Source organism: Polaromonas sp. P3_A5, assembly GCF_056403055.1.
Genome location: NZ_JBFUGF010000001.1, coordinates 2,820,041 through 2,832,470, shown reverse-complemented (window position 1 = coordinate 2,832,470; position 12,430 = coordinate 2,820,041). Strand labels below are relative to the sequence as shown.

The 12,430-nt window shown below is 57.2% G+C and carries 17 protein-coding genes; all 17 read left to right on the top strand.

What is annotated here, in order from left to right:
- Positions 1 to 26 precede the first annotated feature (26 nt).
- The 17 genes from AC1DU8_RS13500 (at position 27) to AC1DU8_RS13420 (ending at position 12,285) form a co-directional block, all read left to right on the top strand.
- Complete coding sequence (locus AC1DU8_RS13500) at positions 27 to 479, top strand: hypothetical protein (RefSeq protein WP_457279020.1); 453 nt, start codon at positions 27 to 29, stop codon at positions 477 to 479.
- Between the two features lie 346 nt (positions 480 to 825).
- On the top strand, positions 826 to 1,218 hold the full coding sequence (locus tag AC1DU8_RS13495; protein ID WP_457279019.1) for a hypothetical protein: 393 nt from the start codon (positions 826 to 828) through the stop codon (positions 1,216 to 1,218).
- A 78-nt stretch (positions 1,219 to 1,296) separates the two neighbouring features.
- Positions 1,297 to 1,671, top strand: a complete 375-nt coding sequence (locus AC1DU8_RS13490) for a hypothetical protein (RefSeq protein WP_457279018.1) — start codon at positions 1,297 to 1,299, stop codon at positions 1,669 to 1,671.
- Between the two features lie 653 nt (positions 1,672 to 2,324).
- Positions 2,325 to 2,744 (top strand): DUF3052 domain-containing protein, encoded by a 420-nt coding sequence (locus AC1DU8_RS13485; RefSeq protein WP_457279017.1) that lies wholly within the window; start codon positions 2,325 to 2,327, stop codon positions 2,742 to 2,744.
- A gap of 46 nt (positions 2,745 to 2,790) precedes the next feature.
- Positions 2,791 to 3,465: a hypothetical protein gene (locus tag AC1DU8_RS13480; RefSeq protein WP_477688884.1), complete on the top strand. Its 675-nt coding sequence runs from the start codon at positions 2,791 to 2,793 to the stop codon at positions 3,463 to 3,465.
- A gap of 82 nt (positions 3,466 to 3,547) precedes the next feature.
- Positions 3,548 to 4,243, top strand: coding sequence for an orotidine-5'-phosphate decarboxylase (pyrF, locus tag AC1DU8_RS13475; protein ID WP_457279015.1), 696 nt, complete (start codon positions 3,548 to 3,550; stop codon positions 4,241 to 4,243).
- 208 nt (positions 4,244 to 4,451) lie between these two features.
- Positions 4,452 to 4,904: a DUF3592 domain-containing protein gene (locus AC1DU8_RS13470; RefSeq protein WP_457279014.1), complete on the top strand. Its 453-nt coding sequence runs from the start codon at positions 4,452 to 4,454 to the stop codon at positions 4,902 to 4,904.
- 70 nt (positions 4,905 to 4,974) lie between these two features.
- Positions 4,975 to 5,289 carry a hypothetical protein gene (locus AC1DU8_RS13465; protein WP_477667523.1) on the top strand — a complete coding sequence of 105 codons (315 nt, stop codon included), beginning with the start codon at positions 4,975 to 4,977 and terminating at the stop codon, positions 5,287 to 5,289.
- An 86-nt stretch (positions 5,290 to 5,375) separates the two neighbouring features.
- Positions 5,376 to 5,816, top strand: coding sequence for a tetratricopeptide repeat protein (locus AC1DU8_RS13460; RefSeq protein WP_477667522.1), 441 nt, complete (start codon positions 5,376 to 5,378; stop codon positions 5,814 to 5,816).
- A 51-nt stretch (positions 5,817 to 5,867) separates the two neighbouring features.
- On the top strand, positions 5,868 to 6,497 hold the full coding sequence (locus AC1DU8_RS13455; protein WP_477667521.1) for a glutathione S-transferase family protein: 630 nt from the start codon (positions 5,868 to 5,870) through the stop codon (positions 6,495 to 6,497).
- A gap of 532 nt (positions 6,498 to 7,029) precedes the next feature.
- Entirely contained in the window at positions 7,030 to 7,518 is a 489-nt protein-coding gene (locus tag AC1DU8_RS13450; protein WP_457279010.1) for an SMI1/KNR4 family protein, read from the top strand.
- A gap of 144 nt (positions 7,519 to 7,662) precedes the next feature.
- Complete coding sequence (locus tag AC1DU8_RS13445; protein ID WP_457279009.1) at positions 7,663 to 8,415, top strand: transglycosylase domain-containing protein; 753 nt, start codon at positions 7,663 to 7,665, stop codon at positions 8,413 to 8,415.
- A gap of 104 nt (positions 8,416 to 8,519) precedes the next feature.
- Positions 8,520 to 8,867 (top strand): iron chaperone, encoded by a 348-nt coding sequence (locus AC1DU8_RS13440; RefSeq protein ID WP_477688885.1) that lies wholly within the window; start codon positions 8,520 to 8,522, stop codon positions 8,865 to 8,867.
- 559 nt (positions 8,868 to 9,426) lie between these two features.
- The gene (locus tag AC1DU8_RS13435; RefSeq protein WP_477667519.1) at positions 9,427 to 10,023 is read left to right on the top strand and encodes a hypothetical protein; all 597 of its coding nucleotides are present in this window, start codon (positions 9,427 to 9,429) and stop codon (positions 10,021 to 10,023) included.
- An 85-nt stretch (positions 10,024 to 10,108) separates the two neighbouring features.
- Positions 10,109 to 10,792 (top strand): hypothetical protein, encoded by a 684-nt coding sequence (locus AC1DU8_RS13430; protein ID WP_477726861.1) that lies wholly within the window; start codon positions 10,109 to 10,111, stop codon positions 10,790 to 10,792.
- A 113-nt stretch (positions 10,793 to 10,905) separates the two neighbouring features.
- Positions 10,906 to 11,298 (top strand): hypothetical protein, encoded by a 393-nt coding sequence (locus AC1DU8_RS13425; RefSeq protein ID WP_477688887.1) that lies wholly within the window; start codon positions 10,906 to 10,908, stop codon positions 11,296 to 11,298.
- A 165-nt stretch (positions 11,299 to 11,463) separates the two neighbouring features.
- Complete coding sequence (locus tag AC1DU8_RS13420) at positions 11,464 to 12,285, top strand: DUF4261 domain-containing protein (RefSeq protein WP_477667516.1); 822 nt, start codon at positions 11,464 to 11,466, stop codon at positions 12,283 to 12,285.
- Positions 12,286 to 12,430: the final 145 nt, after the last annotated feature.

Sequence of the window (12,430 nt, the reverse complement as noted above, 5' to 3'; positions counted from 1 at the left end):
GGCGCATCTCTCATCATCAAACAAGCATGACAGCACTTCGCGAAATTCACAGGCACAAAAGTACCTTGCAGTTGGCACGCAAACTCCTCACTGCGGCAATAGTGCTTCAGCTCCCGTTTCTGATCGAGATCGCGCTCAGACAAGCCGATTTACTGCTTCACCTGAACATCCTGGGCAACAGGCAAATGCCGGAAAAGACGTTTTGGTTTTTGAGCCTCACGGCGTCCGCCCTGGCGATCGTCGGGTTCATAATCGTTTGTCGCCAGCTATCGCTATGGGAAGGCGATCTGGAAAACACCGAATTCGTACAGCGAACCCGGCTACTTGGAACCATGAAAATTGCTGCGGGCATCCAACTCTTCTTCTATCTCGTCTTTCTGCTTCCGCTGTTCAGCCTCATTCCAGTAGTTTGGGCCAGGTCGAAAGCCACCGCCGCCATTCAAGACCTTGAGGTCTTGATGCCTGCTCGTCGGCGCTAGGCGGAGGAGCGGTAAGGATGCGTATGCCTTCATGTCGCGCGGATGCGTCATGTGGCCGTTCTGGCCATGCCAGCGGACAAAAATCGGACCCAATACAGGTAAGTTTTCTCGGTGCCAAGGCTATAGTGCAAATACCGAACCCGCTCCCGGACCTGATCCAGCAAGTGGGCAGACTGCAGTGGGGGATTGCGGGGTTTCGCGGAATTTTTATAACAGTATGAATTTCAGAGCATTGCCTTGAAATCCAGCGTGCAAGCAGCTTACCAAAGGTTCTGATGTCCAGATTAGATTGCAAGCGTCAGGTTATGTCGCAGGTTTTACGAAATACATTACGTTAGGCAGTGCAATGGCTGAGTTTCGGCGCATCACCAAGCGAGACAACAAGGCGAAGTTGTCTGAAATGGCAGCCAAGTACGAGGCGTTGCTCTCTGAGGCGCTGGAATTTGCCAAGCGCAAAGCCGAATCGAAGCCACAGGCCGTTCGCGACATTCTCGCCACGGGCACCGTCGAAGGCATTGCATCAAACCTGAACGCCAAGGTGGCTGCAGTGTGCTATCGGGCAGAGCAGTACAGGCGTACGTGGCACAGTCTGACTCCCTGGCAGTATCTTGAGCACACAACCGTCGAAGAACAAGCCGACTCCATGCTCCAGACTGTCGAGGACAACCTCCATATGACGGAAACAAACTCCTGGCCTTCGCCCCCGTCGAATCCCAAACGGACCAGGGCAACTCCGTGAGCGGCGCGGCGCTGCCTAACCTCTCCGTCAAGGGGACGTCCCGCAAGCGGGCCGCTCCTTACGTCAAAGGGTAGGCAAATGCAAACAATCTTGAGTGTTGCGTTCGGCTTCATGGCGGTGTTAGCTGCCACGGCGATTACGGTGTTGGCAGGTTCCCCGTCCGCTGGACACCCGGCTCAGTACGCCGCAGCATTTATAGTCGCGGGGGTGATGCTGTCCGTGCCATTTGCCCTTGTATCCCTTTGGCTCGCGTTGGCTGACCGAGGCATCGAACGTGGCGAGAGGCTACGGATTCTGGGGATCACGCTTTTGGTGATCGGGGCGGCCCGGTGGCTCGGAATCCTCGTGGCGATCGGCCCCGTGTTTGCGGAAGGAAGTCTTCTGCTCATGGCACTTGGCGGGGCCTTTCATATTCGGAGCAAGCAGCTAACCAAAGGGACGGGCAATGCATAACATGGCAGTCGACACGGACGTCCTCGAGGCACGCTGTCGCGCGCATATGGTCTGCCGATCACTTCTACGTTAGGCCGCAGCAAACTCCCTGGCCCCTCAGCACAGATGACATCCCAAAAAAAGCATGCCTAGTTTTACCATTGCCGGTCGCCTGGGCCCTGCACTCTTAGGCGGAGCCCTCGTTGCTCTGCTCGGTTGGGTGTCCTTCGGATCACTCCTGCCAGGTGCTGCGGCGCCTGTTGGCGCCTGGATGCTCGGTGCCGCCGTAGCGTTTGGCGCGCCGAGTGCATCCAAGGCATGGCGTAGGGTTCTGCTCCTGGCAGGGCTGCTCTCATTTGTGGCGGCTTGGGCAATGTGGGTTGCGGTTTTAGGCGGAACGCAGGGTGCCGTTCAGGCCACACGCGCCGAAAACGCCAGGCTTCGGCCTTCTTGTCCTGGTTGGCGCCGTGTTGTTATTGTTCCTTGGACCTCCGTTCTTCATCTTGCTCGGTCTGGGACTCATGGTACTTGCCCACTTTGTGGGCCGGGAGCCACCACGCCGCAAGGGAAAAAAGCCAAGCCTCGCAGATGAAACAGGCGACTAACTCTTCCATCGAGAGAACGGCACAGGGGCTTCACCCTTGTGCCGCCTCTCATGTCCAACGTTAAGACGCATGGCAACCTCAAACACCGCTGGATACTCTGGAACGCCGCTTTCCAGGAAGCTTGGCATCAAAGAGGCGCATCGAGTGCTGCTCATCGCAGCACCTGAGGAGTACGAAAGTCTGTTGGCCCCACTTCCACCAGCCGTGCAGTTTGTGAGCCAGCCCGATTCAAAGGTAGATATCGCTCACGCCTTTGTCACGCAGCGAGAAGAACTGGCAAAGACTCTGAGTGTCTTGCGCAAGAAGCTGAAACCCGACGCAGCGCTGTGGGTCTCCTGGCCAAAAAAATCAGCCAAGGTACCGACCACCATCACAGAAGACACTATCCGCGAGTTGGCGCTGCCACTTGGCTTCGTAGATATCAAGGTCTGCGCCGTCACGGAAGTCTGGTCGGGACTCAAATTGGTGGTTCGCAAGGAGCTTCGCTGAGAATGCGGCCTAACCCTTCCATCAAGACAAACGTTAGGTGCCGCTCATGGTAGCCACCAGGCTCCTGCTGATCTTTGCGCTTCTCTGCACCTCAGCCCTGCCTGTATCTGCTGAATACACGCCAACGGGACGGAAGGCCATCTCCGTAATCTCGGCCGATTTTCCGCATCTGGATTTCATTTGGACAAGCGCCGAAGGCGATCTGGACGGTGACGGAATCGCTGATCTGGCTTTGGTGGCCACTGGGCAGAGAGGTGGAAATCCACAGCGCGAGGAGCGCCTTTTCATTCTCAAGGGAAATCCGGATGGAAGCTACGGAGTCCTTTCCGCGTCTGACGAGTTTTGTCGCGTGAGCAAGTTCTATAACATCGATATAAAAAAGAATTCTGTGTTTGTCCAGGCAGTTGAGTATGCGGACGCCGCTCGCGCGTCGAGTTACACCATGCAGTTTCGATACAACGCGAGTCTCAAAGACCTTGAATTCGTCGGCGAAGAGACTCTTGACGAGAACTATAACGATGGGTCTTACTACAGGGTCAGCAACAATTACTTGACGAAAACTGCCATTCATTCACGCCACGCGGGCAAGAGGCACAAGGACGTCAACGTTCGCCTCAACAGCTTTCCGATACTCAGATTGCAAGGCTTTGACTGTTCGAACCGTGGCTCGTCTGATTCGGTCGTCCACATTGACGAAAACTTCAAGGTGCGATCCCGATGAAGAGCAAGACAGCTAACAAATCGACCCAGTGGCGACGATCTGCGGCCGCGTCTGGCCTCCACCGTTAGACTCCATTTCACATATGCCATCACCAGTCATCGTCGCGCTCGACTTCGAATCCTCGGCTGAGGCGTTGGCATTGGTCAATCGGCTCGGTCCCGAAGCCGATCACTACAAGGTCGGCCTTCAGCTGCTCACAGAGGCTGGACCGCAGGTAGTTCGAGAGCTGGTGTCGGCAGGCAAACAGGTCTTCCTCGATCTCAAGCTTCACGAGATACCCAACTCCGTAGCCAGTGCCGTCAAAGCCGCTGGCAAGCTTGGGGTTTCAATGGTCACGGTCCATGCGTCGGCGGGTTCGGCCGTTCTGCGAGCGGCTGCCAGTGCTGCCGAGCCATACTCCAATCTAAAAGTTCTTGGCCTTACGGTCATCACAAGCCTTTCTGACGCCGAGCTCCCAGAGATCGGTCTTGCATCATCAGTCAAAGACCAGGTTTTCCGCCTCGCTTCGCTGGCTTGCAAGTCAGGCTGCCACGGTATCGTGGCCTCCGCCCAGGAGGCCGCCTACTTGTGTGATTCCTTGCCTGCCGGGGTACTCATCGTCTGCCCCGGCATTCAGCTTTCGCAGCCGGCAGCCACAGACCAGGTGCGCATCTCCACTCCTGCTGCGGCGGCCAGGGCAGGCGCCACTCACATCGTCATCGGCCGCGCCATAGCAGGTGCTTCGGAGCCACTGGCAGCGTACCGGACAGCAGTCGAGTCGTTTAGCAATGGCGTCTAACCCCTCAATCAACCAGACGTACCCCGGCAAGCCGGTATCTTGTCTTTCGGCGTCGTCGTGGCTACATTCTTGTTTGAATCGCATATGAAGTCGCGATACGCTACGCCACATAACATATCAACCGGCGCGGAGCCACAACAGCAGGATGTGGTTCCGCCGCATTTGTTGGTGGTCCGATCATTTTTACGTTAGGCCTAAGGAGCCACCGATGTTTCGAATCTTAGGTAGCCGAGTCGTCGCGATCTGTCTTGTTGTGTTTGGCATCTTTTTTATGTATGCCGGTCACAAGAACGCCACCAAGTTTTCGGCATTGCGCGATCACGGCAAGACGACCAAGGCCGAGGTAACCAGGCTGGAGTGGAAGGAGAAGAAGAATACCCATGCTGACAGCCTTTACACAGCGCATGTTCGCTTCACTACGGAGGATGGTCGCGAAATTCGGACTGAAGTCGGCGTTGCTGCGGAGCTTGGCCGTGCCTTGCGCAGCAACTCTGTCCCATCCACCATGACGGTTCGCTATCTACCTGAAGCACCCAGCACGCTTCAAGACATCAACCAGGACGACTCCTCTGATGCCCAGAAGGGCGTTGGTCGCTATATGTTGCTTGGGGGACTGGCCATGTTGGTCATCCGCTTCTTCTTTTCAGGCCGTGCGAAATGATGCCAAGCCCTTTCTTCAAGCGGACCCGCCTGCGGCGGTCCGGTTAAGTCAACCGTTAGACCGCACCTCAATGTTTCGCTCTGCCACCATCGCTGAAGTCGCCGACCTTTTGGAAGACGGCCTTCGCGGGTTGCATCCGGAGCATCGGGCAGCTTTAGAGAAGGCATGCATAGCTCCGCGTGAGCTGTCGGTCGCGGATTCACCGGGTGAGTATGTCGTTGCCGTCGCTGCCTTTGGCGATAAGCTGCTGTACTGGTCCGACGTAGAGGAAGGGTGGGAGCTCGAACGCCCAGACGACGAGGGCGGCATTGCGTCGCGTGGCTGCAACCAGTTTGAGCTAGCTCATGTCATGTATCAAACGCTGGGAGATCCCAATGCGGTCTAACTGGTCGGTCAACGCGGATTCGCAACTTCAAAAGACGGCTCCGCTGCAAATGTTGCGGTCCGGTCACCCTCTACGTTAGGCATCACGTGACGGCCGCCGAGGACATTTATTACGATCTGGCGCCCGAAGAGGCGCGGGAACGGCTGCACGAACTCGCCGGAGATGGGGACCACGAGGCCGAGTTCTATCTTGGTCACTTGGCGGACGAGAGCTCGCCCAGGAACCCGGTCGAAGCGCTGGTCTGGTACAAGAAAGCTGCCGCCGGCGGCCTGCTGGAGGCAAAGCACTGGGTTGCGAGCTTCACCTATCACGGCATGGGCACAAGTCAGGACGTCTTGGCTGCCGTCCGCCTTCTCCGTGAATGTGCAGAGGCGGGGCTGGATTCATCCCAGTGGAAACTCGGCCAGCATCTTCTGCAGTTCCCGGAGAACACAACCGAGGCTCTCCGGTGGTTGACGGCGGCGGCAAGCCAGGGGCACACGGGGGCAATCGAGTTGTTGGCTGAAGCCGGTCAACTTCAACGTTAGGCGTCACTTGAAGCAGTTCCTCGCATCGTCAATTCAAAATTGAGAGGTCACATGCTCACGCTTTACTACACCCCCAATACTTGTGCGCTGGCAACGCATCTGGCGCTGGCTCATGCAAATGCAGAGTACGAACTGGTACGGATCGACTTCTCGAAGAATGAACAACGGGCGGCAGACTACCTGAAGGTCAATCCGAAGGGCCGGGTTCCAGCGCTTGTGACGGGGCGCGGGGTCCTGACGGAAACACCGGCCATGCTCATGTTCATCGCCCAGACGTACCCGGACGCGCATCTGGCTCCGCTTGGTGACACGTTTCGACTTGCGGAGATGAACGCTTTCAACGGCTATTTGTGCTCCACGGTTCATGTCGCCCACGCCCACCGAATGCGCGGCCACAGATGGGCAGACGAACCTGAAGCGTGGGACGCGATGCGAAGGAAGGTTCCTCAATCTGTGGGTGACGCCTTCTCGCTTATTGAAGATGAGTATCTGCGTGGACCGTGGGTTCTGGGAGAAGAGTTTTCTGTGTCAGACCTGTATCTTCTAACCTTGGCCCGCTGGCTGGAGAGTGACGGGGTGGACCTCTCCCGCCTTCCCCGAATCCTCGATCACAGGGCGCGAATGCTGGCTCTTCCTCTCGTCGCCGAGGTCATTGCTCAAGAGGAAGGGCAGCCGAAATGAGGCCTGGCCCCACCGTCGGGCAGACACTTCGGAGGCCGCTTCGCGCCCGTTGGCCCGCTTCTCATGTCAAACGCTAGAAGGCATCAGCATGGGCTTCGATAGCACATGGCAGTTCCTCGGAGGCATCGCAATTGGGCTAGCGGTGATCGGGTCGTTGTGCCTTCGCGCTGCCGCGTCGTATGTGCTCGAGCGCTGGGGCCGCAGAACGAAAGGTGCAGTGGTAAGTTCAGTAGAGAAGAATGACGATGGAAGCGTGGTGTACGTCGTGTTTTATGAGTTCACAGCTACTTCGACCTCCGGTGCGCCTCAGATTCAAGCGGGGAAGCAGACGACGCGCTATGGCTTTCGCGCCAGCGACATTGTTGCCGTTCGATATTGGCCGAAGTGGCCGAGGCTCAACCGAATCGCGGAGCGCGCCGTCTGAAGACGGCAAGGACACGGGAGATGCCGTCTAACATATCCATCGACGCGCACCCACAACGACAGGATGCGGCTTCGCCGCAATTGTTGATGGTCCGGTCATCTTTACGTTATGTCGCGAACGCCACCGCCTCCTGACGTCGGCAATCTCTGGCAGCGCGTGCACAAGCAATGGCGCGACGCTGGAGTGGGCGTAAGCGCTGGCGCAACTGAGGAAGCGATTGCGGAATTTGAGCGCCGGTACGAAGTAGCTTTGCCTGAGGATGTCCGAGCCTATTTCGTTGCTGAAAACGGAACTGGCCATGAGATGGATGATGTGTACTTCCGCTTTTGGCCGTTGGCGGAGATCAGGCCCGTGAAAGACGAACTGGATGATTCAGGCGGTGTCATCTATCCGGATCGCTTCGCGTATCCCGACTGCTTCGTGTTCGCTGATCATCTTATGAACAGTTGGCTTTACGCAGTCCGACTGACGAGCGACCGGAATCAACTCGCCCCGGTGTACCGCGTCACAGCCTCGGACGAGGGTGGGGAACAGATGGCTCCGACATTCCGTCTATTCATGAGCCGATACGCGGATCGGCCGGAGAGCATTCTTTGAGGCTGTTGCGACATAACCTGTCGTTCGAAACGGACGTCCAGCGGCGTTCGCCCCCTTCGTTCCCAACTTTGCCGGGTCGCCAGTCAACGTCGCGTTAGGCGTCACGAATTCCCTCGCACATCACTTTCCGAGATCAGCCACAACATGAAGATCGGTCAAGCAGTCATTCGCACGATCCTGGGGCTCTCAGGTGCAAGTGCACTTGCCCTGGTTCTCGCAGCCGGCTATTACGCCAACGAAGTGAGGGCTGCCAGAGTTGCAACACCGTCTCTGATTTCCGAAACCTGGAAGCGCTTTGGAGCCCGGCTGAAACCCACAGACTTGTCGAAGGACAGGCAAGCCATGTTGTTGGCAGTCGAAGACCCGGCGTTCACCCGGCATCACGGCGTCGATCTTCAAACTCCCGGCGCAGGAATGACGACCATCACGCAAGGTCTGGTCAAGCTCATTTACTTCCCGGACGGGTTCAAGCAAGGTATCGCTAAAGTTCGCCAGACGCTGATTGCGCAATACGCCCTGGATTCGCTGGTTTCCAAGAACGATCAAATGCAATTGTTCCTGAATATCTGCTATCTGGGCAGCAAGAATGGCCAGCCTGTTCATGGCTATGCGGCCGCCGCACAGGCATATTTCGGCAAGAGCTTTGCGGAACTCACTGACGAGGAGTTCCTGTCGCTCGTCGCAATGCACATAGCCCCCGATAACCTGAAGCCTGGGACGCCCGAAAACACCCAACGCGTTCAACGTATTCACGCCTACCTCTCTGGCAAGTATCGGCCTGCGAGCCTGCTGGATGTTGAGTACAACGGAAAGCAACACGGAACACTGGCGGAAGAAGCCCTCATGTCAATCTTGCGACTTGTCACTGACGCAAGGCCTGAGCGCGCTGGTAGCTAACGCACTTGACTTGCAGTGGTGCCCAGCCTTTTAATTGAGAGGACGCGTCCCGGCAAGCCGGGTCACGCCTCACATCTCAAACGTTAGACAGCACGAATTACGCCATGGCTTTCGCTTCACATGAAGAGTACTTCGCGAGCGTGCCCGCCGAGTCGCGCCTTCAGCTCCAATCCATTCAGGAAAAAGTTGAGGCCTTGGTGCCTGGCGCCTCGCGCTGCGTAAGCTACAACATGCCCGCATTCAAGCGCGGTCGGGTGTTCTTCTACTTCGCTGCATTCAAGAAGCACATTGGCGTCTATCCGCCTGTCACGCAAGATGCGCGCCTCATACAGGAACTCGCGCCATACCGTGGCGAAAAGGGCAATTTGTCCTTCCCGCTGAAGGAGGAGCTTCCTATCGAGCTTATTGGCCGGGTTGCCCTGGCGCTGTCGCAAGAGTACGGCCGCAAGTGAACGGCGAGCGTGGTCCCTGACCTTTCGTTGCTTCCTGGAGTTCTCTTTGCCGCAGGTGGGGCAGGGGGCAGCGCCGACGCTGCGGCATGCGCGCACTGAGGCCTGCCTCTGCATAGGGCTGAAACGAAGACGGCGCTTTTTTGCGCGCCCCTTGTTTTGCTATCAAATCAGTAGCTGCTTGCGCTCATCCGCATTGGTCTTGGGGCCTGTTTCGTATATGAAAATACCCAAAAACAGTTGATTCTGGCGCTGCCATACCTCGCAAAAGACCCTGTAGTGGCCTCCAAAGAGCGGTTTTGACCTCTTTTTATGCATGAAAACTGGCTGCAGACCAATGTGGACGGGCGCAAACAGCTATTAAATCAATAGCATTTCGAGCGGGAAGGGGGCCTATCTGACGACCGGACTCGTGCGCACGCCTGTGCTTGTCTGTCGCATCCACGCCATAGGTTCCAAAGCGTTCTTGGCGAGGTCGATTCTCATGGTGATAATCGCCGTGATTTGCCTCCCCAGGTGAACTGATGAAGCCGCAGGTCTCACGACCGGAGGCCCGCCTGGGATGGGGATCCTCGCATTCATGCGAGACAAGCGGCGAGCACTGGATAAGGACCCCGTGCGTTCGTCACTGATGTACTTCAAATATTGGGGGGAATTGGTTTTGAGCCTGACAAAGATTTCACTTGTGCTGTTCATTGGGGGCCTGGTATGGCTCGGTGCCGAGTATGCGGAGGACCGCAAGCGCCCGTCGCGCCACAAGGTCCCTTCTGAGGCTGAATTGAGCACTGCCACCGGCAAAGCCCTGAGCGCCCGCGTTGTTGAGCGCAAGACAAAAAAAGGTGTACTTGCGAGCCGTTACGCGGAGCTGGACATACAAACCTCCGCAGGCATCGAGACTGTGCGCGTGGGCGAGCCGAACTCTGAGCGTTCGCTGGACGGGCTGGGTGGTGAAACCGTGACAGTCAGGTTCGATCCGAAGGATGAAAAGTCGGTGTTCAGCCTGAGCACCCCAAGCCGCCAGGTGATCGCGTACCGCGATACAGCCGCGTTCAAGGCCAGGCTTGTCGAGGGCAACAGCGGCGGCTACACCATCGGCTGGATCGCGGTGGCGTTGGGCGTTCTTGGTTTCTGGTTTGGCCGTAAGGTGGCAGCGAGTTGACCAGAAGTGCTGTGTCTTGCCCGGGGCCGCGCAGCTCAAACGGGGGCACGGTATTTCTGCTACTCAAAACAGCCACCCCAACCCCATGAGTCTTATCGCCGAGCCCATTTCTCCCCAGTTCGCGGCGAGCACGCTGCGGAATTTGCTGACACCGACCTTCGGACCCCTTCAGGGCTGGAAGAGCGGCCGTGGCCACAGCTGGTTCACAAGCTCCACCAAGCTGTTCAAGCTTGAGTTCTACGGGCGTATGCCGAGTTGGTCGTTCGAGTTCGCATTGAATCTCTGCCCCAAATATCCGTCCCATATGAAAGCCGCTGTCTCGTCGATGGCGAGCTTCGATCTGGAGATCGACCTCAAGCGATTGGCCGACGCGCACAACCTGCCATTGAGCCTAAAGGGCGTGCTGCCTGGTGGTGAAAACCAATACACCATGCTGGTGAACAACGGCCCGGCAGCAGAGCGTGCCGCGGCTGAGCTTGCCTCTGTACTGGCGCATGCACTGCCGTTGCTGGCAGGGATCGACAGTTGGCAAGCGCTGGACCATTGGGCTAACCGCGTACCGGATGCCGACTGCCCGTTTCGGTTCTTGCGCCGCCCCACCACATGGACACCCATGAACTACCATGCCGACCTCGCCATCGCCAAGGCGGCAAATGCGCCTGACTTTGCCGCCCGGGCATCCGGCAAGCTGTCTCGCTACCGCGAGCGCGGCACGCCGATGGTTGGCTTTCTGGAAGCGTTTATCGCCGCATGCGGACTGCCCACATGAGCCGGCGCGGCGCCGGGAACCCTCCATTCAATGGTGTAGCCGCCATTGTTGGCCTTGGCCGCCTCGCCAAGCAGGGTTGTACCGGGTATCTCAAACCTTAGTCGTCACCGGCCATGCAAAAACTTCTACTCGTCGGTGCGTGCTGGGCCTTCTGGCTAATTTATGTCGTCGCGACCGTCAAGACCGATCTGAGAGCCGGCATCTCCGTGTGGCCATTCGTCAAGATGGCAGTCGCTGCCGTTGTTGCCGGATACGTCAGCTCAGTCCTTCTGCGGCCGTCAACCGAAGCTCAGGATGAAGCCGAAGAATCCCACTGGCGGCCTATGCCGCTGTTGATCAGGGTTGTTCTGGCAGTCGCAATCTTCACCGTAGGCCTTGGCCTGATCGCCATGAGCCTGGTTACCTCTTTGTTCGGTGCCATCGGAGTGGTTATCGGGATTGCCTGCTTGCCCATAGCTCTCTACTTTCTTGTCGCCGGTAAATACAATCCGCATGATGTGCCTTGAGTACTTTAAAAGAGGCACTGAACCCTTCTGTTGGGAGGTGCCGACCGGAAAACCGGTCAGCACTGTCCTTCTAAAGCGTTAAACCGTGCACGTGACGGCAATTCCACTCTTGCTATCCGACGCAGACTACAGGCTTAATACGCGCAAAGCATCACACACAACACCATGCGTTCACTTTTAGCCCTGCTTGCGTTTGTCATCACCTCAACACTCGCCACGGCTGCAGAGCCCAGCAAGGTCCGGGCTGGCTCGTTTGTACTTCTTGCTGAATCAAGGCTTCCCGATGCAGCGGCCTTTCGTGCACAGCTCGAGGTGCGGCTCAAGGGAAGGGTCAAGATTGATGACATGGAAGCAGACGGCCAAAAGATCATTCTTCTTCGATCGCGGGGTGGTACGGTGATGATTGGCCTCATCGATGCACCTCTGCCAAAAGGCCAGATTGACGACTTGTGCCAAGGCGCTTGGTACTGGAAGAGGGCCTGCGAAGAGACTGCCCGGCACCAAGCCCATGTATACGTCAGTATCCTGGACACGAATCTCGATCAGCTGGACGCTTATCTCTTGCAGACCGACGTGGTGACAACGCTGATGGACCAGAATGCCATCGCAAGCTATTGGGGCGCGAGCCTGCAGTCCCGGGAGGCGTTCCTGAAACAGAGCGCGCAGGCCAGTCGAGCGAGGCCGCCCGTTTGGCTTTGGGTCAACTTCCGTATCTCAACCGATCTGGAGAAGGGGTTCTCGCTGTCCACGCAAGGAATGGAGAAGTTTGACCTTCGGGAAATTGAGACCAAGGACGTGAATCGGAATGGCCTGGAAGTTTTCTCCCTGCTCATGAACATGGCCCAGTATCTCGTCAGCAGTGGACCGGTGATTAAAGACGGGGAGACGATAGGTGCTTCACCAGCGCTGAACATCAGGGTTCGCCAAGGACCGTCCTACTGGCGGGAAGGTGCCACAGTCTACAGAGTGATGTATCCAAAGGAATGAGGACCGCATGTAGTTCTCCGGGGGCCAAGGCTATAGTGCAAATATCGAATCCGCTCCCGGACCTGATCCAGTAAGCGGGCAGACTGCAGTGGAGGATTGCGGGGTTTCATAGAATTTTTATGCCTGTATTAAATTACAGTGTGTC

Excerpts from the sequence above, each read along its gene's own strand:
- AC1DU8_RS13500 (WP_457279020.1), top strand. The coding sequence starts at position 27 with ATGACAGCACTTCGCGAAATTCACAGGCACAAAAGTACCTTGCAGTTG.
- AC1DU8_RS13495 (WP_457279019.1), top strand. The coding sequence starts at position 826 with ATGGCTGAGTTTCGGCGCATCACCAAGCGAGACAACAAGGCGAAGTTG.
- AC1DU8_RS13490 (WP_457279018.1), top strand. The coding sequence starts at position 1,297 with ATGCAAACAATCTTGAGTGTTGCGTTCGGCTTCATGGCGGTGTTAGCT.
- AC1DU8_RS13485 (WP_457279017.1), top strand. The coding sequence starts at position 2,325 with ATGGCAACCTCAAACACCGCTGGATACTCTGGAACGCCGCTTTCCAGG.
- AC1DU8_RS13480 (WP_477688884.1), top strand. The coding sequence starts at position 2,791 with ATGGTAGCCACCAGGCTCCTGCTGATCTTTGCGCTTCTCTGCACCTCA.
- pyrF (WP_457279015.1), top strand. The coding sequence starts at position 3,548 with ATGCCATCACCAGTCATCGTCGCGCTCGACTTCGAATCCTCGGCTGAG.
- AC1DU8_RS13470 (WP_457279014.1), top strand. The coding sequence starts at position 4,452 with ATGTTTCGAATCTTAGGTAGCCGAGTCGTCGCGATCTGTCTTGTTGTG.
- AC1DU8_RS13465 (WP_477667523.1), top strand. The coding sequence starts at position 4,975 with ATGTTTCGCTCTGCCACCATCGCTGAAGTCGCCGACCTTTTGGAAGAC.
- AC1DU8_RS13455 (WP_477667521.1), top strand. The coding sequence starts at position 5,868 with ATGCTCACGCTTTACTACACCCCCAATACTTGTGCGCTGGCAACGCAT.
- AC1DU8_RS13450 (WP_457279010.1), top strand. The coding sequence starts at position 7,030 with ATGTCGCGAACGCCACCGCCTCCTGACGTCGGCAATCTCTGGCAGCGC.
- AC1DU8_RS13445 (WP_457279009.1), top strand. The coding sequence starts at position 7,663 with ATGAAGATCGGTCAAGCAGTCATTCGCACGATCCTGGGGCTCTCAGGT.
- AC1DU8_RS13440 (WP_477688885.1), top strand. The coding sequence starts at position 8,520 with ATGGCTTTCGCTTCACATGAAGAGTACTTCGCGAGCGTGCCCGCCGAG.
- AC1DU8_RS13435 (WP_477667519.1), top strand. The coding sequence starts at position 9,427 with ATGGGGATCCTCGCATTCATGCGAGACAAGCGGCGAGCACTGGATAAG.
- AC1DU8_RS13430 (WP_477726861.1), top strand. The coding sequence starts at position 10,109 with ATGAGTCTTATCGCCGAGCCCATTTCTCCCCAGTTCGCGGCGAGCACG.
- AC1DU8_RS13425 (WP_477688887.1), top strand. The coding sequence starts at position 10,906 with ATGCAAAAACTTCTACTCGTCGGTGCGTGCTGGGCCTTCTGGCTAATT.
- AC1DU8_RS13420 (WP_477667516.1), top strand. The coding sequence starts at position 11,464 with ATGCGTTCACTTTTAGCCCTGCTTGCGTTTGTCATCACCTCAACACTC.